General features: G+C 38.3%; 24 protein-coding genes and 6 pseudogenes. 29 read left to right on the top strand and 1 reads right to left on the bottom strand.

Features of this window, described 5'->3' with window-relative positions:
* The first annotated feature begins 221 nt into the window (after nucleotides 1–221).
* The 6 genes and pseudogenes from RCG23_RS25075 to RCG23_RS26120 all read left to right on the top strand — a co-directional run.
* Nucleotides 222–1229, top strand: coding sequence for a DUF3231 family protein (locus RCG23_RS25075; protein ID WP_308177908.1), 1008 nt, complete (start codon nucleotides 222–224; stop codon nucleotides 1227–1229).
* Between the two features lie 6 nt (nucleotides 1230–1235).
* A pseudogene (locus tag RCG23_RS25070) lies at nucleotides 1236–1649 on the top strand (hypothetical protein).
* Nucleotides 1627–2440 (top strand): annotated as a pseudogene (locus RCG23_RS25065) (SDR family oxidoreductase); the annotation flags it as partial. The pseudogenes RCG23_RS25070 and RCG23_RS25065, both read left to right, overlap by 23 nt.
* Before the next feature lie 476 nt (nucleotides 2441–2916).
* Nucleotides 2917–3534, top strand: coding sequence for an NAD(P)H:quinone oxidoreductase type IV (gene wrbA / locus RCG23_RS25060; RefSeq protein ID WP_308177907.1), 618 nt, complete (start codon nucleotides 2917–2919; stop codon nucleotides 3532–3534).
* 37 nt (nucleotides 3535–3571) lie between these two features.
* Nucleotides 3572–4007: pseudogene (locus RCG23_RS25055) on the top strand (glutathione-dependent formaldehyde dehydrogenase); the annotation flags it as partial.
* Nucleotides 4008–4327: 320 nt separating this feature from the next.
* Nucleotides 4328–4453: pseudogene (locus RCG23_RS26120) on the top strand (hypothetical protein); the annotation flags it as partial.
* Between the two features lie 246 nt (nucleotides 4454–4699).
* Here the strand turns inward: RCG23_RS26120 and RCG23_RS25050 are convergent.
* Complete coding sequence (locus RCG23_RS25050; protein WP_308180177.1) at nucleotides 4700–4804, bottom strand: carboxymuconolactone decarboxylase family protein; 105 nt, start codon at nucleotides 4802–4804, stop codon at nucleotides 4700–4702.
* Nucleotides 4805–4945: 141 nt separating this feature from the next.
* Between RCG23_RS25050 and RCG23_RS25045 the strand changes: the two are divergent.
* The 23 genes and pseudogenes from RCG23_RS25045 to RCG23_RS24935 all read left to right on the top strand — a co-directional run bounded on the left by RCG23_RS25045 (nucleotide 4946) and on the right by RCG23_RS24935 (nucleotide 21558).
* Nucleotides 4946–5337, top strand: a pseudogene (locus RCG23_RS25045) (globin).
* Nucleotides 5338–5470: 133 nt separating this feature from the next.
* Nucleotides 5471–5971, top strand: a complete 501-nt coding sequence (locus tag RCG23_RS25040; protein WP_308177906.1) for a hypothetical protein — start codon at nucleotides 5471–5473, stop codon at nucleotides 5969–5971.
* Between the two features lie 323 nt (nucleotides 5972–6294).
* A complete protein-coding gene (locus RCG23_RS26115; RefSeq protein WP_374049873.1) occupies nucleotides 6295–6378 on the top strand; it encodes a putative holin-like toxin in 84 nt (27 codons plus the stop codon).
* A 253-nt stretch (nucleotides 6379–6631) separates the two neighbouring features.
* Nucleotides 6632–7000 carry an SMI1/KNR4 family protein gene (locus RCG23_RS25035; RefSeq protein WP_308177905.1) on the top strand — a complete coding sequence of 123 codons (369 nt, stop codon included), beginning with the start codon at nucleotides 6632–6634 and terminating at the stop codon, nucleotides 6998–7000.
* Nucleotides 7001–7518: 518 nt separating this feature from the next.
* Nucleotides 7519–8016 carry a P1 family peptidase gene (locus RCG23_RS25030; RefSeq protein WP_308177904.1) on the top strand — a complete coding sequence of 166 codons (498 nt, stop codon included), beginning with the start codon at nucleotides 7519–7521 and terminating at the stop codon, nucleotides 8014–8016.
* Between the two features lie 29 nt (nucleotides 8017–8045).
* Nucleotides 8046–8585, top strand: coding sequence for a P1 family peptidase (locus RCG23_RS25025; protein ID WP_308177903.1), 540 nt, complete (start codon nucleotides 8046–8048; stop codon nucleotides 8583–8585).
* A 134-nt stretch (nucleotides 8586–8719) separates the two neighbouring features.
* Nucleotides 8720–9481, top strand: a complete 762-nt coding sequence (locus tag RCG23_RS25020; protein ID WP_308177902.1) for an IclR family transcriptional regulator — start codon at nucleotides 8720–8722, stop codon at nucleotides 9479–9481.
* A 67-nt stretch (nucleotides 9482–9548) separates the two neighbouring features.
* On the top strand, nucleotides 9549–10505 hold the full coding sequence (locus RCG23_RS25015) for a S66 peptidase family protein (RefSeq protein ID WP_308177901.1): 957 nt from the start codon (nucleotides 9549–9551) through the stop codon (nucleotides 10503–10505).
* A gap of 10 nt (nucleotides 10506–10515) precedes the next feature.
* Entirely contained in the window at nucleotides 10516–12291 is a 1776-nt protein-coding gene (locus RCG23_RS25010; RefSeq protein WP_308177900.1) for an ABC transporter substrate-binding protein, read from the top strand.
* Nucleotides 12292–12314: 23 nt separating this feature from the next.
* Nucleotides 12315–13283, top strand: a complete 969-nt coding sequence (locus RCG23_RS25005; protein WP_308177899.1) for an ABC transporter permease — start codon at nucleotides 12315–12317, stop codon at nucleotides 13281–13283.
* A 13-nt stretch (nucleotides 13284–13296) separates the two neighbouring features.
* Nucleotides 13297–14212 (top strand): annotated as a pseudogene (locus RCG23_RS26110) (ABC transporter permease).
* Nucleotide 14213: 1 nt separating this feature from the next.
* Complete coding sequence (locus tag RCG23_RS24990; protein ID WP_308177895.1) at nucleotides 14214–14816, top strand: ABC transporter ATP-binding protein; 603 nt, start codon at nucleotides 14214–14216, stop codon at nucleotides 14814–14816.
* A gap of 2 nt (nucleotides 14817–14818) precedes the next feature.
* Complete coding sequence (locus RCG23_RS24985; protein WP_308177893.1) at nucleotides 14819–15175, top strand: oligopeptide/dipeptide ABC transporter ATP-binding protein; 357 nt, start codon at nucleotides 14819–14821, stop codon at nucleotides 15173–15175.
* Nucleotides 15172–16155 (top strand): ABC transporter ATP-binding protein, encoded by a 984-nt coding sequence (locus RCG23_RS24980; protein ID WP_308177892.1) that lies wholly within the window; start codon nucleotides 15172–15174, stop codon nucleotides 16153–16155. Before RCG23_RS24985 ends, RCG23_RS24980 begins: the two co-directional genes overlap by 4 nt.
* Nucleotides 16156–16179: 24 nt before the next feature.
* The gene (locus tag RCG23_RS24975) at nucleotides 16180–17346 is read left to right on the top strand and encodes a M20 family metallopeptidase (protein WP_308177891.1); all 1167 of its coding nucleotides are present in this window, start codon (nucleotides 16180–16182) and stop codon (nucleotides 17344–17346) included.
* Nucleotides 17347–17418: 72 nt separating this feature from the next.
* The gene (locus RCG23_RS24970; protein WP_308177890.1) at nucleotides 17419–18231 is read left to right on the top strand and encodes a transporter substrate-binding domain-containing protein; all 813 of its coding nucleotides are present in this window, start codon (nucleotides 17419–17421) and stop codon (nucleotides 18229–18231) included.
* An 8-nt stretch (nucleotides 18232–18239) separates the two neighbouring features.
* Nucleotides 18240–18710 carry an amino acid ABC transporter permease gene (locus tag RCG23_RS24965; RefSeq protein ID WP_308177889.1) on the top strand — a complete coding sequence of 157 codons (471 nt, stop codon included), beginning with the start codon at nucleotides 18240–18242 and terminating at the stop codon, nucleotides 18708–18710.
* Nucleotides 18704–18898 carry a hypothetical protein gene (locus RCG23_RS24960; RefSeq protein ID WP_308177888.1) on the top strand — a complete coding sequence of 65 codons (195 nt, stop codon included), beginning with the start codon at nucleotides 18704–18706 and terminating at the stop codon, nucleotides 18896–18898. The genes RCG23_RS24965 and RCG23_RS24960 overlap by 7 nt, the downstream gene beginning before the upstream one ends.
* 20 nt (nucleotides 18899–18918) lie before the next feature.
* A complete protein-coding gene (locus tag RCG23_RS24955; protein ID WP_308180176.1) occupies nucleotides 18919–19674 on the top strand; it encodes an amino acid ABC transporter ATP-binding protein in 756 nt (251 codons plus the stop codon).
* A gap of 42 nt (nucleotides 19675–19716) precedes the next feature.
* Nucleotides 19717–20673 carry an NAD(P)/FAD-dependent oxidoreductase gene (locus RCG23_RS24950; RefSeq protein ID WP_308177887.1) on the top strand — a complete coding sequence of 319 codons (957 nt, stop codon included), beginning with the start codon at nucleotides 19717–19719 and terminating at the stop codon, nucleotides 20671–20673.
* Nucleotides 20556–20987 (top strand): FAD-dependent oxidoreductase, encoded by a 432-nt coding sequence (locus RCG23_RS24945; protein WP_308180175.1) that lies wholly within the window; start codon nucleotides 20556–20558, stop codon nucleotides 20985–20987. The genes RCG23_RS24950 and RCG23_RS24945 overlap by 118 nt, the downstream gene beginning before the upstream one ends.
* Nucleotides 20980–21165 carry a (2Fe-2S)-binding protein gene (locus RCG23_RS24940; RefSeq protein ID WP_308177886.1) on the top strand — a complete coding sequence of 62 codons (186 nt, stop codon included), beginning with the start codon at nucleotides 20980–20982 and terminating at the stop codon, nucleotides 21163–21165. Before RCG23_RS24945 ends, RCG23_RS24940 begins: the two co-directional genes overlap by 8 nt.
* Before the next feature lie 90 nt (nucleotides 21166–21255).
* Nucleotides 21256–21558, top strand: a complete 303-nt coding sequence (locus tag RCG23_RS24935) for a (2Fe-2S)-binding protein (protein WP_308177885.1) — start codon at nucleotides 21256–21258, stop codon at nucleotides 21556–21558.
* The last annotated feature ends 10 nt before the right edge of the window (nucleotides 21559–21568 follow it).

Raw genomic sequence — 21568 nt, 5'->3', positions numbered from 1 at the left:
ACATCCCTCCACATTGAATTTTAGTGTTAAATAACACTAGGATTATTGTTCCCTTCAAAACAAATTAATACTATTAGATTACTGCCATCTGTTCCTTCATTTGGTAAGTTGCAAAAAGGTAAAGGCGGTGGCAAAAAGAATTTTTCTTGTCGAAGTTTTAACTAATAAAATTATCGTTAATGGTTAACCTATTTCTGTAAAAGTTAGGAGGGTTGAAACAAATGGAACAGGTTAATCATCAAGATAAAATTAATGCTTCAGAATATGGTATCATCTGGTCGCAATATATTAATGACAGTATGTCACGTTGTGTTCTTCGCTATTTAATAAATGATGCTAAAGATGAAGATACTCGTGCTTTACTTCAATTTGCCTTACAATTATCAGAATCCCATATAGAAAGAACGAAACAATTTTTAACACAAGAAAACTATCCTATTCCAATAGGGTTCACAGACGAAGATGTAACAGTAAACGCCCCTAGTTTATTTACTGATACCTTTAAGGTAATTTATTTGCAAATTATGTCCATTCACGGATTGACGAGGTATGCTGGTGCTACAAGTGTCAGTATACGTGAGGATGTCAGAAAATATTTAATGGAATGTACTTCTCAAACATTGGAATTATATGATAGGGTAACTACTGTCGCCTTATCTAAGGGGATTCTTAGTAAGCCGCCTACATTAAATAATAAACAAAAGATTGATTTTATTAGGAAACAAAACTATTTAACAGGTTGGTTCGGAAAGCGTAGACCGATTAATGCAGTCGAAATCAGTGGCGCACATCTTAATATGCAAAAAACTATGGTGAAAATGGTTTTAGAGTTAGGATTCAGCCAAGTATGCCAATCTAAAGAAGTACGAGAGTTTTTCGAACGTGCTCGAAAACTTTGTAAAAGACACTTTCATATACTGGGTTTAATGTTAGAAGAGGAGAATCTCCATGAACCAAGGATATTTGAGTCAGAAGTAACAGATTCAACAGTACCTCCCTTTTCTGATAAGCTTATGCTTTTCCATGTAGCCACACTGCTATCTGCTGCACTTGGTTATTATGGAGAGGCTTTATCAATGTGTCAAAGAAGGGACTTGAGTGCTGATTACGCACGAATGAATATGGAAATTGCATTAATTGCAGAAGATGGTATGAATCTTTTAATAGAAAATGGATGGATGGAACAACCTCCTACTGCCACCGACCACGAAAACTTAGCTAAGGATTAAAACAATGTGGATGCAAAAGAACGATTATTTTGGTGCATCGCTTTTCCAGGGTTTGGTCAATTACTGAATGGAAAATACTTCAAAAGGATCACTTTTATATCATTAGAATTCATTATTAATGTTAAATCTCATTTTAATGAAGTGATCTTATATAGTTTTAACGGTGAAATTAAAAAAGCGATTGACTATACTGACTATCAATGGATTATGTTTTATCCTTGTGTATACTTTTTTGCCATATGGGATGCTTATAAAGATGCAGGTGCAGGTTAAGAACCATATTCTTTCTTACCATTTGTTATTTCAGCATATTTTGTTACTTTGGGAATAATGTAATCGGCGAAAATAAAATTATTTGGAATAATCTTGGGAACAGTCTGGTTTCCTAGAATCATAATTAAATTCTTTACCTGCAAGTGAGCTGGCATTAAGTGTTCGAAATCCAGAGAAGGCAGAAGGACTTCGTGCCCGTGGAGTGGAAGTTCGTCAAGGAGATTTTGACCGTCCAGAAACACTAGATAATGCTTTTAAAGGGATTGACCGCTTATTAATCATTTCTGCGGATGGAGATAATGAAACCAGAATTCATCTACATACTAATATTGTCCATGCAGCTGAACGAGCAGGGGTAAAATTTATTGCTTACACAAGTTTAGCAAATGCAACAGAAAGCAAAAATTTAATTGCTCCTCCTCATGTTGCTACAGAAGCAGCCATCATTAAAACAGGTATCCCATATTCTTTCTTGCATAAACAATTGGTATTTAGAAAACGAAATCGGAAGCATTCAAGGTGCTATAGCAGGATCTCCATGGGTAACTTCTGCAGGAGAAGGTAAAGTAGGCTGGGCATTGCAACAAGATTACGCAGATGCAGCGGCAGAGGTTCTTGTTGGAAACGGTCATGAAAATACAGTGTATGAACTTTCGGCTCCTCTTTTAACTCAAGAAGAATTGGCATCTGCTCTTGGTAAAGCGTTGGGTAAAGAAATACCCGTACAACAAGTTAGTGACGAAAAATTTGCTGAGATCATGAAAGGATTAGGTTTACCTGATTTTGTGATTCCGATTGTAGTAGGAATTCAAGAAAGCATTCGGAACGGTTCACTTGAAGTTGAAAGCAATGATTTTGAGAAAGTTCTTGGTCGTCCAGTTAAACCAATCAACGAAGCACTGATCCAACTAGTTAATGCAAATTCACAAACAAAATAAATGAACTAAAAAACCGGCATTTTAATATTATCCCCTTCAAATAGACATTCACAATAACCTTCATGTTACGCATGGAGGAAAGGAATGTGACTTGGAGGGGATTTTCAAAATGTTTAAATCGGAAAGGGGATAACTTCATTAGTTATCTCTTTTTTTACCTTCTTCACAGCCGTTTTTGGGCAAGGCATCAGCTCCTGTTTCCATCATTGTGATGACTCAAATACCGCAATTTCAAAATTCTAATGAACCTATAATGGTACTTGAATGTAGATATCCCAAGTGGGGCTTGGTATTGTACCTGGTTTTGGTAAAAATTATGCTGGTTTTATTCGGTATAAATATCATTTTTTTGTTTAAAATACATATTTATAGTGAAATTGTGAACAATGTTTTTGTCTGCCTACTAAAGGTGGTGTGTTAATTTGGGTTTCTTTTCAAGATTATTTGGGAAATCACCAAAAAAGGAGGTTAAAACATTGGCAAATGTTAAATTAGCAGTCATTTTCTACAGCATGGGTGGTACGAATGTTCAACTCGCAAAATGGGCTGAAGAAGGGGCAAGAGAAGCAGGTGCAGAGGTAAAGGTATTGAAGGTTCAGGAATTGGCTCCTGAATCAGTTGTTCAAGGAAACGAAGTATGGAGGCGTACAACCGAGGAAACAAAGGATATACCTGTTGTGACTTCCGGGGATATTGAATGGGCTAATGCAATTATCTTCAGCGTTCCTACCAGGTTTGGTAACGTTCCTTCCCAAATGAAACAGTTTCTTGATACACAGGGAGGATTATGGGCTAGCGGAAAAACCGTTAATAAAGTTGTGAGCGCCATGACATCTGCCCAAAATCCACATGGAGGTCAGGAAGCAACAATTTTGGCTCTTTATACATCTATGATGCACTGGGGGGCAATTATCGTACCACCAGGATACACCGATCCTGTTTTGTTTGGAGCAGGAGGAAATCCATACGGGACAAGTGTAACTGTTGGAGAAGATGGAAAAATGAAGGATCCGAATCAAGTGGAAGCAGCGGTTAAACATCAGGCGAGACGTACTGTAACTGTTGCTGAATGGGTTAATAAAGGGAACCAATAAAAGTTCATAAAAAAGCAAACCTCCATGATACCTTCATGAAAACGTTGGCGAATATTTAAGAGAGATAACACAAGGTGGAGCAGATATAGTTATTGATTGTTCAGGTATGAGCGGCAAGGTGACGCCTCTTGAATATCTTGCATCCGGAATGAAGCTTCATGGCGGTGCAATGGGCGGGCTTGTCATTGCGTCACAGGCTGTACGGAAAGCTGGGACCATCCAAATTACCGGTGTTTATGGGGGACGTTATAATGGTTTCCCGTTAGGAGACATTTTCCAAAGAAATGTTGACATTAAAACGGGGCATGCCAGTTATTCCGTATATGCCTTTTCTTTACAATCTTATAACTGAAGGAAAGGTTGATATTGGTGATGTAATTACACATGTTCTTCCATTAGACCAGGCAAAGCATGGATACGAAGTTTTTGACACAAGGACCGATAATTGCATAAAAGTCATTCTAAAACCTTAAATCTAAAATGAATTCCTATATATTCTTTTAGAAATGGAGGTTGTTATTTTGAATAACAAGGACTCATTAATTGGGATATTTTTGGCATACTATTAACAACTATCTACACCGCAATACTTGCATCACAACTAATGGCCACAAAACATAAGGTTGATTACCTTTATTTCAAAAATAAATTTACAGAAAGATAAAACAATCATTTAAGGCGGTGATCATCCATCGTCTTTTTTGTTGAATCCATGATTTCTTAATTACCGATAATCATTATGGTTAAAGGTATTGTTGAATATCCATGATTTCTTGAAGGATTTGATAAACGAAATAATGACTACGGTTTGAAAATACATGATGGTGGAACTTCCAGTATTATCATTGATTTTTGTCCTTGGTGTGGTTCGGAACTTGATAATTTAATACTTTCTTGTTCGACTAAAGGGACAGTTTAGTGGAAAAGGCAGGTATTAGGAATATCGAAATAGAAATCCTTAATGGGTTTTTAGTAAAAATAAAAGGACGAAGAACCGTTATGATTATACTTGTGTTAGGGGCAAAAGTACCTGCCTTACTTCTTCCCTGCTGATTAGCAAAATTTTCTGCGTTTTACCATTAAAATATTCTACGATTAACGCGATTTTCCCTGTTGCATTATTCCTCTGCCTGATTAAAAACCTGTTTTGCTACACTGACAGAGTTCAATACCTTTGGAAACCAGTGTAAGGTGAACATTGGAGAAGTGCTTCAATAATTTCTTCTTTCGTTAGCCCAACTCTTAGGGCAGCGTTTAAGTGAACGCGCAGCTGCGGTTCGCATCCTCCTAAGTGAATTCAGATATATTAAAGTTCATCTGAAGCTATTTGTTTTCTAAGTGTGATGTAAATCACCATTCATCATTGGTTATTTCTATATAATCAAAGAAAAAACAAAAGATGGTGATAAAAATGGATTTTTCATTTAAATCTTTATATAACGAAATCGGCGGACAGGAAACAATAGATAAACTGGTTGATGCCTTTTACCCTCGTGTCTATGATGATCCGGATTTGATGCCGTTATTTTTGGGCGATATGGAAGAAATCAAGAGGAAGCAGCGGATGTTTCTGCCGCAATTTTTGGGAGGACCAGCATTGTACAGCCAGGAATTTCGCCACCAGCAATGAGATACCGGCACCTTCCGTTTGAAGTAACACCGAAAAGAGCTCAGTGCTGGCTGTGCTGTATGAAGGAAGCCTTTGAAGAAATAGGGTTATTTGAAAACCCCGCAGGAGCTGAATTTTATGATCGGTTAACACAAGTAGCTGGTATCATGGTGAATAGTCCTGATCGAGAATAATGATAGTTCGTTATTAAAAGGATGATACAGGAAATAAAGCAAATTGAGTGTTCAAATACAAGGCTTGTTTACAAAGGATATTAATCTCAATTATAGAGAAAGATATGTAAAAATAATTGAGGTGATTTTATAAATGAAGCAATTTCTTATTCTACTCTTTACATTTATCTTTGTTATGTTTAATCCTGGTGTTTTTTATGCTGAAGGTAGACTTGTGTTATCTCCAGAGTGTCAGGAACAAGCGAAGGTTAGGGACAGCCTTTATAATAAAGGTATTATGAGGGATATTATCTCAACGTTTAATTTAGATATTAATGAAAGTAGTTATGGTGAACTATCTCTAAAAGATTTATTAATAGCTCATATTTTATATGGTGGACAGATTGATGATACCTATTTTAATTCCTTGATCACACTTTTTAGCAATCTTAATACCCGTGGGGAACCAAGATTGTTTGTTAAGCCATTAAATGGTTATTTTCTTTATAAGAAAACAGATAATACTAATGTTATGATACGACTAACACTAGAAAATAAGAAATGGACAGTGATTGAAACTCAAAAGAAAATGGGTAAGCCCATAGATTATAAATTGTTGAAATGTGAAGAAGAAAATATTAAAAATCGAAATTAAAAACATTAAGTACTAATAATTGAAAAAAAAGAACACATACCATTTTTTAGTGTTTTAATTGGATTTAAATCATCTGGCACCCCTAATGGACTAACCCTTAATTTGTCCACAAGGGGTGCCTGACGCTGATAATTAATTAGGGGAGGTTCTTAAGTATTTAGAGAAGTTGTCGAAAGAACCTAGTGTTTTTTTGTGGTGTACATACTTTAAAAAGGAACATTTGTTCTAATTCGTGTTTAAGATATGGTATAATTGTATGACAATAGAATAGGTTTTCTCAAGGGTGGTCTGCACACTCCTGCTTTGAAAGGGGGTGATGCTGTATGACAGTATTTGAATCTTTTATGATTATGATTGCATTTGCGAGCTTAATCGTCGCTTTACTGTCATTTAACCAAAAAAAATAATCCACCCTTGAGTTAGAGGCTCAGGTGGATTATCCCCACTTTATAGCCGACCCCTTTGGGGGAGCCGTCTATTGTATGACCGGACATGTTCGCGCATGTCTGGTCTTTTTTATTTTATGCATTGTAATGATTTAATTATACCTAAGAGTCGCTTAAAAGAAAACAAAAATAGCCTAAACAAAGGTATTTAAAATAAATGATATAATTTATTTAAGAAAGTAGGAACTAACAAATCTATTGGAGGGATTCCTTAATGATAAATAAAGATTTAGAATGTATTTTAAGTAAAATTGAGGAGCTTGAAACTAATGATGTAGAGATAGTAGTAGAGGATCCCGAAATTGAAACTATTTCTTTTCACCTTTTTTTAAGAGACGAATTTGAACAAGGGCAGTTAGGATATAGGGTAGACGAGGATGGAAATTCTTTAACAGGAAAAAATGAAGGCGACTGGAAAGAAAATTGGTATGTCATAGGTTACGATGAAGACCTAGGGGATCCAATTATTATAGATATTAATAATAAAGATTATCCTGTAATGACTGCAATGCACGGTGAAGGAGACTGGGAGCCAGAAGTAATATATTCATCTTTGAAAGAATTTCTAGAATCTTTATCATAAGGGGGGCCGAAAACTAGGTCACTTTATATTAGTGAAAAAATAATTCAAACTTGAGTTGCTCAAGAGGATTATCCCCGTTTATAGTCGACCCCTTTACGGGAACCGTGTAATTTATGACCGGACATGTTCGAGCATGTCTGGTCTTTTTTATTGGCTGTTTTCTAAGATACTGTTGTTTTGCAAATAGGTTTTTAAAAGCACATCGTTGAAAAAGAAGTTGATTGGAGCGGAAGGTGCGAGACTCCAGCGGGAGCAGAGGGACAGGTGAGACCCCACAGGCGCTGTGCGCCGAGGAGGCTCAGCGCCCGCCACGCGGAAAGCGAGCATCCTGGAGTGGAAATCAACTACTCCTTATATAGCAACAAAGTATACGAAAACAGCCTTTTTATTTTATTCAGGATGCTTGGAACTCTTTCACCAAACAAATCATCATATTATTTTCTTCTTAATAGAGGAATTACCTTTTCTTTATCGTATCCTTAAAGTCAAACTTATTTTCCTGAAGGGAGAGTCATTGAATGAGAGAAAGAAAACGTGTAAGAGAATTAGGGATAAATATAGGGAGGTTTCCAACAGGTCCAAACAACGCCATTACGGATATCCCTGGTGTAAAAGTTGGACACGAAACCGTTATTTCTGAAGAACATGATGATAGAGGTCCTGCACGGACTGGTGTAACGGTGATCCTTCCTAATGAAGATTTATACAATCAGCGCCTTTTTGCTAATAGTTATGTCATTAACGGTGCTGGTGAAATGACAGGAATTCTTCAAGTGAAGGAATGGGGAATCATAGAAACCCCAATTGCACTAACAAATTCAATGAATGTAGGGATTGTAAGTGATGGCATCATTGAATATATGACAAGAAGATATCCTGAATTAGGGAACACGGAGGATATCGTCCTGCCAATTGTTGCAGAATGTGATGATAGCTTTTTAAATAACCCTCGCGGTAGACATGTGAAGCAAGAACACGTTTTATCAGCAATAAATAAAGCGACATACGGGCCGTAGAAGAGGGCTGTGTTGGAAGTGGTACGGGAATGAGCTGTTTTGAGTTTAAAGGAGGGATAGGTACATCTTCTAGAGTCGTTTTAAATCAATATACGATTGGAACATTAGTCATGACTAACTTTGGTAAACGCAACGATTTTCTTTTAAACGGTACTGCTGTTGGAAAGGAACTTCAAGAGTTTATGCCGAAAAGTCGTGTTCCTGAGGGATCCATTATTATTGTCATTGGAACAGATGCTCCATTGCTGTCACATCAGTTAGGGAGGGTAGCAAAAAGAGCCGCATTAGGACTCGGGAAAATTGGCTCGAAGGCTTATCATGGAAGTGGTGAAATATCTCTTGCTTTTTCTACGGCAAATAGGTTGAAAAGAGGAGATGTGACAGACATCCAGTGCTTAAACATGTTAAATGATCAGTTCCTTAATGATATTTTTGAAGCTGCGATCGAGAGTGTGGAAGAAGCGATCTTAAATGCAATATTTAAAGCAACTACCTTGTCTGGCCGGAATGGAAATGTTCTATATGAAATACCAATCGAGAAGACTTTACAAATTCTTGGTCTCAAATAACATATATTTCTAACTAATCTAAAAAGTCGAAATATATTGACTATTTATTTTTTTAAATTATATAATGGGTGATAAGAAAATGAAAACTCCATTTTCACCTGGTGAAAATGAAATTATACTTTCACTAGGCGGAAATGAAAAAACAATTTCAAGTGTTGGGGGTGTCAAGAATAGACCAAGAAAAAAGCCAAAATATACGGGTATTAGAAAGAGTGTTTGATATTATTGAAGCCTTTACATTAGACAGTTCAGAATTAACACTCACAGAAATCTCAGAAAAAACCTCATTATCCCTAGCTACGATTCATCGTTTTATTCAAACCATGCTGGCTAGGGGATATATTGAGCAGGACCCTATTTCCAATAAATACAAGCTTAGTAAGCAGTTTGTTCGATTAGGCGGCATCGTTGTAAGCTGCATAGACCTAGTGCAAACAGCAATACCCTACCTCCAGGAACTATCCAATAAAACCTCACAAAATTGCAACCTCAGTGTATATGATCAAGGAAAAGTTTTATGTTTAATCAATATTGAATCCTTTAAAAGCTATTTTATGGGAATCAAAGTTGGACAGAGCCTCCCAGTATATGGAGGGGCATTATCAAAAGTCATCCTGGCTCATCTTCCTTCAGATTTAATATCGAACCTCATCTCAGATGATTTACCAACCTTTACACCACAAACGATATCTCACCGAGACCTTTTATTAAAAGAACTTGCAAAAATTCGCGAACAAGGCTATGCGGAATCCAGAGGCGAACTAACCATCGGAGAGGCAGCGATTGCAGCACCTATTTATGATTATTCAAACGCAGTAGTTGCGGGCATCTCTATTTCTGGCCAGAGCATCATTATATTGAAGAGAAACAAATTGAATTTCGCAACCAGCTCCTAATGACGGCTAATCTCATTTCAGGACAATTAGGTTCAGTCAACATGATTCCAAAGGGGAGTGAAGAACTTTGGAAAAAATAAAACCAGCAAGGTTAAAAAAAGGAGATACGATCGGAATCGTTGCCCCTGCCAGCCCTTTATACAATAAGAGTGATTTCATTCGAGGAAAAAGAACACTTGAAGAGTGGGGCTTTCATGTGATCGTTGGTGACCATGTTCATGCAAGACATGAGTATTTAGCGGGAACAGATGAACAGCGCGCACACGACATCAACTCCATGTTTAAAAATGATCAAGTCGATGCCATTTTCGTCACACAGGGTGGATATGGATCAGCAAGAATCCTCCGCTATTTAGATTTTGATTTGATTAAACAGAATCCTAAAATTTTCATTGGCTACAGTGATATTACTGCAATTCATCTCGCGATACATAGGCTTACAGGATTGGTTTCCTTTCACGGGCCAGGAATGGCAGGATTTAATCCTGAGGATTTATCCGAATATCGAAAGAATCAGCTATTTAAAGCATTAATGTTGAACGAACCCATTGGGGAAATTGAACTCGCTGATAAGAAAAAATGGATTAACATCATTCATCCAGGTGAAGCAAGAGGAGAAATGGTGGGCGGAAATCTGACGTTAATCTGTGCCTCTTTAGGTACTCCCTATGAGATAGAAACGGAGGGGAAAATTTTATTTTTCGAAGAGCTGGATACCGAGCCATGGGTTATGGATCATATGTTATCGCACTTATGGAATGCAGGAAAGCTGCAAAAAGCCGCAGGCATTGTCGTTGCGGAATGTAAAGATTGTGAGCCTTATAAGCACAATCCTGGTTTCCCGGTTACGTTTAGTTTAGAGGATATTTTAGAGGACTATTTAAAGCGCTTACAAATCCCGGCTATTTATGGGCTGCCACTTGGACACACAAAAGATTTGGCAACTATTCCATTAGGGGTACATGGGTTTTTAGATGCTTCAAACGGAAAATTTATCATAGAAGAATGCGGTACGCGTTCGTAGGAGGTTAAGGATGAAAAAGGGGATTTCATTTTTATGCATCATTTCAATTATATTATTTATGTTTTTTTCACCACTAGTTAACAACCGTGCGGAAGCTTCAAGTCCATCTTCCTTAAGAGTTGGTTGGACTACAGAACCTGATAGCTTAAGTCCGTTCATATCAAACAGAGTTTCCACCTTTGAGTTACATCTATTAATCTATGACTCCTTGGTTGCTTTTGATAATCATTTAAAGCCAGAAGGAAGATTAGCAGAAAGCTGGAATGTTAGCGATGACAATTTAACGTGGACATTTAAGTTGAAGAAAGGTGTCAAATGGCATGATGGAGTGCCTTTTACCTCCCAAGACGTTAAGTATAGTTATGAAACGCTGCTGAAAGCTGAAATGGGCATGTATTCGGATTTTCTTAAGGGAATTACCAGCATTGAAACCCCTGACGACTATACAGTTGTCATTAAAACAGATAAGCCGAAAGCCAATATGTTATATGTAACAGCCCCAATTTTACCAAAGCATATTTGGGAAAAAGTAAAATTTGATGATTTAAAGACATGGCCTAACGAAAAGCCAATCGGGACGGGTGCGTTTAAATTTGTTGAATGGAAGAAAGGCGAATATGTAAAGCTTGAGGCGAACAAGGATTACTTTTTAGGCACCCCAAAGGTTAATGAATTAATTTACCCTCTATATGCCAACAACGATACGATGGTCCAATCGTTAAAAATTGGTGAAATTGATGCAGCCATCAACATTAATGCGAACCAGGTAAAATTACTGGGAGCAGAAAAGAATATGAAAGTTCTTTCCAATCCGACGAACAGCTTTACCAATATTGGTATCAACTCATCGAAGGATAAGGCATCAAAAGGGAATCCACTATTATTAAACACTTCCATCAAACAAGCGATGGAATATGCAATTGATAAACAAAAAATTATCGATGTGGCTTATTCCGGTCAGGGAAAAGCAGGAACGACAATCGTTCCAACATTTTTAAAGGATTGGCACAATGAATTGAGTGCGGATAAGGTTCGCTCCTTTGATGCGAACAAGGCTAAAGCCATCTTGGATGACGCAGGCTTTAAGGATCAAAATGGTGATGGTATTCGTGAAGATAAAAACGGAAAACCATTAGAGTTTCGTCTCTATACTCGGAGCAAATCAGCAGAAGAAGTTAAAGCCGGCCAAATGGTTCATTCCATGTTAAACGATGTTGGAATCGAAACAAAAGTGGAAACCATGGATGATGGTGTGTTAGGAGATAAAATCGCTGACAAAGGCAACTATGATTTATTTATTTGGGGTTGGACAACTGATATCGATCCAACCACAATCTTGAGTATTGTTAGTACTGATCAAATTGGAAATTTAAGCGAAACGTATTATTCCAATTCAAAGTATGATGAGTTGCTGGCAGAGCAGGCAACAACGATCGATTTCAAAAAACGCCAGAGTATGGTGTATGAGATGCAGGACATTTTAGCAGAAGATCTTCCATACATCATTCTAATGGAGGAAAATGCAATCCAGGCGGTTCGCACTGATAAATGGAAGGGTTGGACACCCGTTCAAGGCGCTTACTTCATGACAGCTAACAATTATAACTATCTTCATGTTGAGCCTGCTGTCAAAGAAACCGCGAGCGGGAAAGATACAAATAAAAATAATGAAAATAGCAGTAACTCCTGGTGGATTTACGTCGCAATTGCAGTAGCTATCATTGTTCTCATATTGGTGGTTAAAGCGAGAAAACGGAATGGAATTGACCGTTTTGATGATATGTAAAACGATTTGGTGAAGGAGAAGCTATGAAACTTAAATATTTTGCAAAAAAACTATCCAATGCAATCGTCACCTTGTTTTTTGTACTCGTAATCAATTATTTTTTGTTTCGTGTCATGCCTGGTAATCCGCTGGCCATGATGCTTCGCGATCCAAAAGCATCGCCTGAATCGGTTGAAAAAATGAAGCACCTCTTCGGGCTGGATCACCCGTGGTACGTTCAGTTTGGGTTATATGTGAAGGCGCTCTTGAAGGGTGACTTAGGTATGTCATTTTTGTTTAAACAGCCGGTTGTGGATTTAATCGCAACTAAGATTGTTCCCACACTATTGTTAGTAGGAGTCGCGACCTTGGTCTCTCTGCTTGGTGGAATATTTTTAGGTATCCTTGCTGCACGAAAAAGAGGAAAGAAAGTGGATGTCTTTTCATTATCTTTTTCATTACTAACCTACTCCATGCCAACCTTTTGGGTTGGTGTGGTGCTGGTTGCTTTATTAAGTGTTCATTTTACCCTTTTTCCTACATCAGGAATGTCGACAGCTGGAATGGTTTTTGCAAACTCCATGGATGAAGTGCTTGATGTAGCACACCACTTATTACTCCCTGCGTTATCACTTAGTCTCGTATTACTGGGACAATATGTGCTCATTATGAGAAATTCACTTATCGACGAACTAACAGAAGATTATGTACAGACAGCAAAAGCAAAGGGATTTTCAGAAAAATATATCGTTCGGAAACATGCTGTGCCTAATGCGATGTTACCAATGGTTACCGTCATTTCGATTAATCTTGGATTTATGATTGCAGGTGCCATTGAAATTGAGACTGTTTTTTCATGGCCAGGTATAGGCCGGCTGATGTATGAAGCGCTTTTAAATCGTGATTATCCATTATTGCAGGGAATTTTTCTTATTATTAGCATTTGCGTTATCTTAGCCAACTTAATCGCAGACGTACTCTATGGATATTTAGATCCAAGAGTAAAAGGATAGAAAGGAGCCCATCATGATTGAACCAAAAGTAGTACAGTCGATCCCAGAAATAGAAATGACAAGAAAAAGTGATGTTAATCGCAAAAGATATTCTCAAATCATTTCGATTTTTAAAAGTAATAAAATGGGCATGCTTGGGATCGGTATATTCGTGTTTTTTGGCTTAATTGCGCTGATTGGACCAATCATTTTTCCATATAATCCATTACAAATTGGGTCTGGTAATGAAGTCATGCAGCCACCAAGCAGCCAGCACTGGCTTGGAACGGATGATTTAGGCAGGGACGTATTGGCTGCACTGATCTCAGGTTCAAGAGTGTCATTAGGAGTTGGAATTCTTGCTACATTTATTACCATGGTTGTCGGAACCTTGATAGGTATTGGCTCAGGTTATATCGGCGGAAAAGTTGATACGATCTTGATGAGATTTACAGAAATTTTCCTAGTACTACCTTGGTTACCTTTAATGCTTGTTCTGGCTGCGCTTTTAGGGTCAAGTATTTGGAACATTATCTTAGTTATTGGACTAACGAGTTGGTCAAGTACAGCCAGAATTGTCCGCGCAAACCTTATCCGTAAAGGAAAGACAATTTATTGAACGTGCAAAGGCCATTGGGGCAAATGACTTCTATATCATGTATAAACACATTCTTCCTAACGTTTTTCCGTTAATATTTGCAAACACAATTCTCGTTTCAGCAGTGGCCATTTTATCAGAGACTAGTCTTAGTTTTTTAGGAATGGGAGATGCATCGCATCCGAGCTGGGGAATGATGTTACATTACGCCTTTACTTCAGGCGCTGCTAGTGTGGGGGCTTATTGGTTTTTACTTCCACCTGGACTATGTGTAGTAGGGGTTGTTCTTGGTTTTACCTTCCTGGGATATGCATTTGATGAACTTTTCAACCCAAAGCTGCGGAGGAAATAATATGAGTCTATTAGAAGTAAGGGATTTAAAAACATATTTTCATACGAAGGAAGGCATTGTTAAAGCTGTAGATGGTGTAAGTTTTACACTCGAAGAAGGCGAAGCCATTGCTCTTGTAGGAGAGTCAGGCTGTGGTAAAACAACGACTGCCTTATCGATCACGAAGCTTCTTCCTAATGAAGGCAAATTAGCAGGCGGGAACGTATTTTTTAATGGAAATGACCTGGTCAAATTATCACATGAAAAAATGAGAAGAACACGGTGGAACGATATTTCGATCGTCTTTCAAGGTGCGATGAACTCGTTGAATCCTGTTATGAAGGTCGGCGATCAAATTATTGAGGCCATCATGTTACATAAAGGCAGTAACCGTACTGAAGCAAAAAAGAAGGTAAAGGAACTTTTTGAATTAGTTGAAATTAATAGTGAACGAATGGATCAATTTCCACATGAATTTAGTGGTGGAATGAAGCAGCGTGCCATGATTGCAATGGCATTAGCTTGTGACCCGAAGCTTATTATCGGGGATGAACCAACTACGGCTCTTGACGTAATGGTTCACGCCAAATTCTTAATCTGCTCGAAAAGCTTAGGAAAGAATTAAATATGTCAATGATTCTTATTACGCATGATTTATCTGTGATGGGAGAAACGTGTGATAAAGCAGCCATCATGTATGCAGGAAAAATTGTTGAATTAGGTAGTGTTGAAGATATTTTAGATCAACACCTTCATCCGTATACAGAAAAGCTAGTTCACTCCTTTCCAGATATATATGGCAGCAGGGAAATGATTTCTTCGATTCCAGGTTCTCCACCAAATCTATTAAATCCACCGAGTGGCTGCCTATTTCATCCTCGCTGTGAATATGCAACAGATGAGTGCAGGTCAAAAGAACCTGAGCTTCAAGAAGTCTCTCCTAATCACTTTGTTGCCTGTCATGTAAGAGGAGGGATCATGTGAGCAATGTTGTTGAAGTGAAGAGTTTAAAGGTTCATTTTGATGGACACCAAGGTTTTTTAAAAGATTTTTTTTCAAAAGAAAAGAATCTAGTGAAAGCGGTAGATGGGATTGATTTGGTCATAAAAAAAGGTGAAATTGTTTCACTTGTTGGAGAGAGTGGGAGCGGGAAGACAACAACTGGTAAAGCATTATTAAGTCTTACGCACCAAAGCGATGGAGAAATCCTTTTTGAAGGAGAGTCTATCTCTCAAAAAAACAAAAAAGCATTGAAATCGTTCCGTCAAAAAGCTCAAATGATTTTTCAAGACCCGTACCAATCCCTTAACCCAAGAAATATCATTATGGATATTGTCGCTGAACCTTTAGTGGTTAATAAACTCATCTCATCAGAGGATGAAAAAAAAGAACGGGTCATACAAGCATTAGAGAACGCCGGCATAAAGCCAGCAGAAAGATTCCTGTATAAATATCCTCATGAATTAAGTGGTGGACAAAGACAAAGAATTGTCATTGCAAGTGCATTAATTTTAAATCCTTCATTCATAGTAGCTGATGAGCCTGTTTCCATGCTGGATGTTTCCATCAGAGCCGATATTTTAAAGCTGATGGTTGAACAACGTGATAAAAAAGGAATTTCGTATCTTTTTATAACCCATGATTTATCATTAGCATGGCTCATTTCAGATCGAATTGCCATCATGTATTTAGGAAAAATAGTCGAGGTTGGTGACGCTGAACTCATTGCTGGTTCATGTCTTCATCCTTATTCAAAAGCGCTGGTTAGCGTGATGCCTGTCCCTAGAAAATTAAAAAATCGTGAAAGAATGATCCTAAAAGGGGAAACGCCAAACCCGAGTAGAATCCCAACGGGTTGTCGATTTCATCCGCGCTGTCCATTTGCGATCGATCAATGTAAAGCAGAGGAACCTGTATTAAAAGAAGTGAAGCCGGGTCATCATGTTGCTTGTCATCTTGTTTAATCAACCGAGCAAGGGGGAGAAATTTTGGATAGACTTAATCAGGTTTTAGATAGAGAACGAAACGAAGTGATCCATTTGAGCAAGCAAATATTCGCACATCCGGAACTAGGGCTGCAAGAAAGATTTGCGTCGTCTATCATGTGTGATTATTTAGAGTCAAAGGGTTTTGCAGTCACCAAAGGGGTTGGGGGCCTAGAAACTTCCTATCTAGCAAGTTACGAAATGGGGGAAGAAGGCTATCACGTCGCATTCTGTGCTGAATATGATGCACTCCCAGAGATCGGGCATGCTTGTGGACACAATTTAATTGGCATGGCGAGTGTTGCTGCAGGTGTGATGTTAGCTGACAGTTTAAAAGAAGAGGGGATTCCTTATCGGGTATCTGTCATCGGTACACCGGATGAAGAGGGTACTGGCGGCAAAATTGACTTGTTAAATGCGGGTGTCTTCGATGATGTAGACCTTGCGATGATGTTTCATCCCGGATTCAGTACAGAAATTCATGTTCATTCTCTCGCCTTTCATTCCTTTGAATTTATCTTTCATGGTAAAACAGCGCATGCTGCTTCAGAGCCATGGGAGGGCAGAAATGCACTTGATGGGGTCATCCAAACCTTTAATGCGATTAATGCCTTGCGTCAACATGTGAAACCTGATGTGCGAATACACGGAATCATTAAAGAAGGTGGATTAGCTACCAATATTATTCCTGAACGTGCAGTTGCTGAATTTTGTATCCGCTCTCAGGATAATGCCTATCTTGAAGAACTTGTAGAAAAGGTTAAAAACTGTGCGCAGGCTGCAGCGTTAAGTACTGGAACTGAACTTGAAGTTAAGAAAATTGGCCATTCCTATGAAGCAATGAAAAGCAATCGAGTGTTAGGAGATGTTTTTCAAGAATGTTTAGATGAATTACATTTTATTGATCCTTCTCAATATGAAGAAGGGATGGGCTCCATTGACATGGGGAATGTAAGCAACGTCGTCCCTGCCATTCATCCCGTATTATCATTGACCGACCAATTTGTTCCTGGGCATACGGTTGAATTTGCCGAAATGTGCAATACAAGCCAAGCATACGAGACGATGCTGTTAGCCGCGAAAGCCATGGCGTTAACAGGATTAAAAGTGATAAAAGACAAGGTGTTACAGGATAAAATTCGTTCGGAATTTCTAGAGAAAAGGAAATAATTCTGCAGCAATAGGAAAAATCGTTTTGAAAGGTTAAAGTCAGTAATCCACAACACTTTAGGAGGAACCAATGTGAAGAAACCTATTTTCATTTTCATGGCCTTATGTTTAATTATGATGCTAGCTGCGTGTGGAAGCAGTTCTAAAACCACAAGTAATGGAGGAGAGGGTGCTAAAAAGGATTCTGGAATCCTTGCAGATATTAAGAAAAAAGGTGTTATTGATATTGGAATCGAGGGTGCTTATCCTCCGTTTAACTATTTTGATGGTAATAATAAATTAATAGGTTTCGATGTGGATATTGCCAATGAAATTACAAAAAGAATGGGCGTTAAGCCTAATTATGTACCGACTCCTTGGGATACCATTATCGGGGGATTACTGACAAAAAAATACGACATTATTCTCTCAAGTATGGCAATCACGGAAGAACGGAAACAAAAAGTAGACTTTACGGATCCGTATTATCATACAGGTGCACAATTATTTGTAAATGGGGATAACTCAGATATTAAAGATCCTGAAAAAGATATTAAAGGTAAAAAAATCGGCGTTGCCATTGGTACGACATTTGAAAAGAAGGCCACTGAGCTTGGGGCAAATGTTGTGAATTATAAAAGTGATCTTTTGACCTTCCAGGATTTGGCCAATAAACGAGTCGAGGGAGTTATTACAGATAAAGCAGTTGGTTCAAGAATGATTAAAGAAAAAGGATACGGGTTTAAGTCTGTTGGAGGCATGATGTTCCAGGATGCTGCTGGAATTACATTAAACAAGCATGAAGAAGCATTAAAAGCTGAAATCAACAAACAGCTTAAATCAATGATGGATGATGGAACATACGCAGAAATTAGTAAGAAATGGTTCGGTGAGGATATTCGCTAAGGAGAGATATGATGCTTAATTTTAGTTTAGTAAGCGAGTATATACCATTCTTGGTCAAGGCGGCAGTTGTAACGATTCAACTGTCGCTAGTATCCATAATACTAGGCCTTGTTTTTGGTCTTGTCATTGCATTAATGAGGATTTCCAAAATAAAGATCTTGTCCTATATTGCTCAATTCTATATTTGGATTATCCGTGGGACGCCTATGCTGGTTCAATTGTTTCTTGTATATTTCGGATTGCCGCAAATAGGGATTGAGCTATCACCATTTGTTTCTTCCGTCATCGCATTAGGGTTGAATGCAGCTGCCTATATTGCAGAAATATATCGTGGTGGTATTATGTCCGTTCCAATGGGACAAATGGAGGCTGCCGAATCATTAGGTATGAGATATCCTGCCATCATGAAAAAAATCATCCTTCCACACGCCTTAGGGTCAGTGTTCCTTCCCTCGGAAACCAAGCTGTCGCAATGCTGAAGGATTCATCGCTGGCTTCACTTGTAACCGTATCCGAATTAATGATGGTGTCACAGCGATTTGCATCAACGAATTTTGCGTTTATTGAATTCTATCTTGTCGCTGCTGGTTTCTATCTGGTGATGACAACCATTTTTACTTTTATTTTGCACAAGATTGAAAAGCGAATGTCTATAAGTGAACGCTAGGAGGAAACGAAGTGGAAGCTATGGAGATCGAAGAAGCGAGCCCATTATCTCCCATTATTCTAATTGAAAATCTTCATAAGAGCTTTGGTCATTTAGAGGTATTAAAAGGAATTGATCTTCAAATCTATAAAGGTGAGGTTGTGGCCTTAATTGGTGCAAGCGGTTCAGGGAAAAGCACCTTGCTCCGCTGTATCAATCGCCTGGAAACGGTAACGAGCGGAAATGTCATCGTCGACGATATTAAATTAGACAATTCTGTTAAGAACATCAGCAAGGTTCGGCAGGAAGTGGGGATGGTGTTTCAACAATTTAATTTATTTCCCCATATGACTGTAATAGAAAACGTAACGGTTGGTCCCATTCAAGTACTGAATAAGAATAAAGCTGAAGCGGAAATGGAAGCCATTAAGCTTTTGGAAAAAGTAGGCTTGAAGGATAAAAAAGATGTATATCCGAAAAAACTATCTGGAGGACAACAGCAGCGTGTAGCCATTGCCAGAGCACTTGCCATGAATCCTATGATTATGCTTTTTGATGAGCCTACATCAGCGTTAGACCCTGAATTGGTTGGGGAAGTTTTGCAAGTAATGAGGCAATTAGCATTAGAAGGAATGACAATGGTCGTTGTCACTCATGAAATGGGCTTTGCACGAGAGGTGGCCGACAGGGTAATCTTTATGGCCGACGGTGTCATCGAGGAACAAGGTGACCCTAAAGAAGTCTTGACCAATCCGAAAAGCGAGAGACTCATTTCTTTTTTACGTTTAGTTAGGTAAAAAATGAGGTCTCGAAAAAATTGCCAAAGGAAGTAAATATATATGAAGGAAGAAATGGATCGTCTAAGTTTATTAAGTCTGCAGCTAGACAAAGAGACTAGTAAAACAGCTATTCAAGCAATAGAGACTTATAATCATTTAAAAGAATTTCTTTCCGATCCTCCTTATTTAAAACGGAAAAATACGCATATCACCATTATTGGCGGAGGAATTGTTGGGCTAATGTCGGCACTTTTTTTGCTGAAATGTGGATATGCCATCACGATTTTAGAAAAAAAATCATTTGGAGGAGCCGCTTCTGGAAGGAATGGAGGCGGAGTGCTCTCTTTAGGCAGGGAGTTATCCGAAATACCCTTCGCACGGTTGGCCGCAGAGATTTGGAGTTCGCTTCAACAAGAAAAAATTGAAACGAAATATGCTTCATCTGGCCACGTAATGGTTGCTAGAAACGATGTAGAACAAGAAAAACTCTTGGCAGCACATGATTTATACAATACAGCGGGCTTGAAGGTTAAGGTTTTTTCTCCAGTTGATTTGAAAAGCACGGTTCCGGATCTAACAGCCGAAATAAAAATGGGGTTGTTCAGCGAAACAGATGGGCAAAGCTATCCTTTTACAACGGTTACTAGTTTACTAAAGTATTTAAAAGAACATGGAGCTACCGTGATTAATCATTGTGAGGTCCTTGATTTCAAAATAAGTAATAAAACCATCGATTATGTTATTACTGATAAAGGAAATTTTCAAGCGGATGCCTTTCTGTTATGTTGTGGTCCATGGACAACTGAAATTAGTAAAATGCTAAACGAACCAGTTGTTGTCAAGCCTAGACGTTCTCAAATTCTTGTATCTGAGATTGTTAATAAACGGAGGATTCACCCATTTGTTACTGGGAATTCTTTATATTTACGACAAACTCACGCTGGCAATATTTTATTTGGCGGAGGGGCCCTTGGGAAACAAATGGGTACGATGTTTCGAATACAAACTATGCATTAGAGTTTCTATCGAACAGATTACTAGAAATTTTTCCTAGCTATCACAATAAACAATTGATTAGAGCATTTGCCGGAACTGTTGAACTGACTGACGATCATCTTCCGTATTTTGGGCAATTAACCTCACTCGAAAATGCGTTTATATCTGCAGGCTATAATGGCCATGGATATGGTATGTCTGCCGTCATGGGCAAACTCATCGCAACTTGCTTAACTTATCAATTTAATGGAATAGCAAATCCAATATACGACCCCATTCTTTCCTGTTTTTCAGTAGCCCGGTCGAAAAAGAAGGCAGGGAAACAAAATGTGTAATCATTCTTTAATCATATGTCGTTGTGAAGAAGTAACAATTGACGATATCCAAGATGCTATCAATGCCGGTGCCACCACAAGTCAGGAAATGAAAATGGCCAGCCCGGGCGGGGATGGGACTGTGCCAGGGCAGGATATGCAGACCATTATTGGAGGCAATGCTGCCAACTTTTCATAAGGAAAGTGATGATAGCCCGAGTCAACTAACCTTTCACCAGCCAGTTCGTCCTGTTTCCTTAGCCAAAATAGTGCGAAAGGAGAATTCGATATGAGGATTCAACATCCTTTACTTTCCTCCCGCTCTACAAAAACCATCTCGTTTTCTTTTAATCATAAACTTTATCAAGCAAGAGAAGGAGATACAATCGCAATTGCATTATGGGCTAATGGCGTCAAGGCTTTAAGAAATAGTGAAAAGAATAATGAACCAAGAGGCATGTATTGTGGAATCGGACAGTGCTATGAATGCAGAATCTATCATCCGAAAATAGGATTATTGAAAGCTTGTACGACACCCGTTCAAGCAGGGGATCACTATTTTTCTAAAGAAACGTTTACTGAAATGGTCTAAATATGAAAGG

The sequence above is a fragment of the Neobacillus sp. PS3-34 genome, from assembly GCF_030915465.1.
Taxonomy (GTDB): domain Bacteria; phylum Bacillota; class Bacilli; order Bacillales; family Cytobacillaceae; genus Neobacillus_A.
The sequence above is the reverse complement of the archived record's forward strand: the minus strand, read 5'-3'. Positions and strand labels throughout refer to the sequence as shown.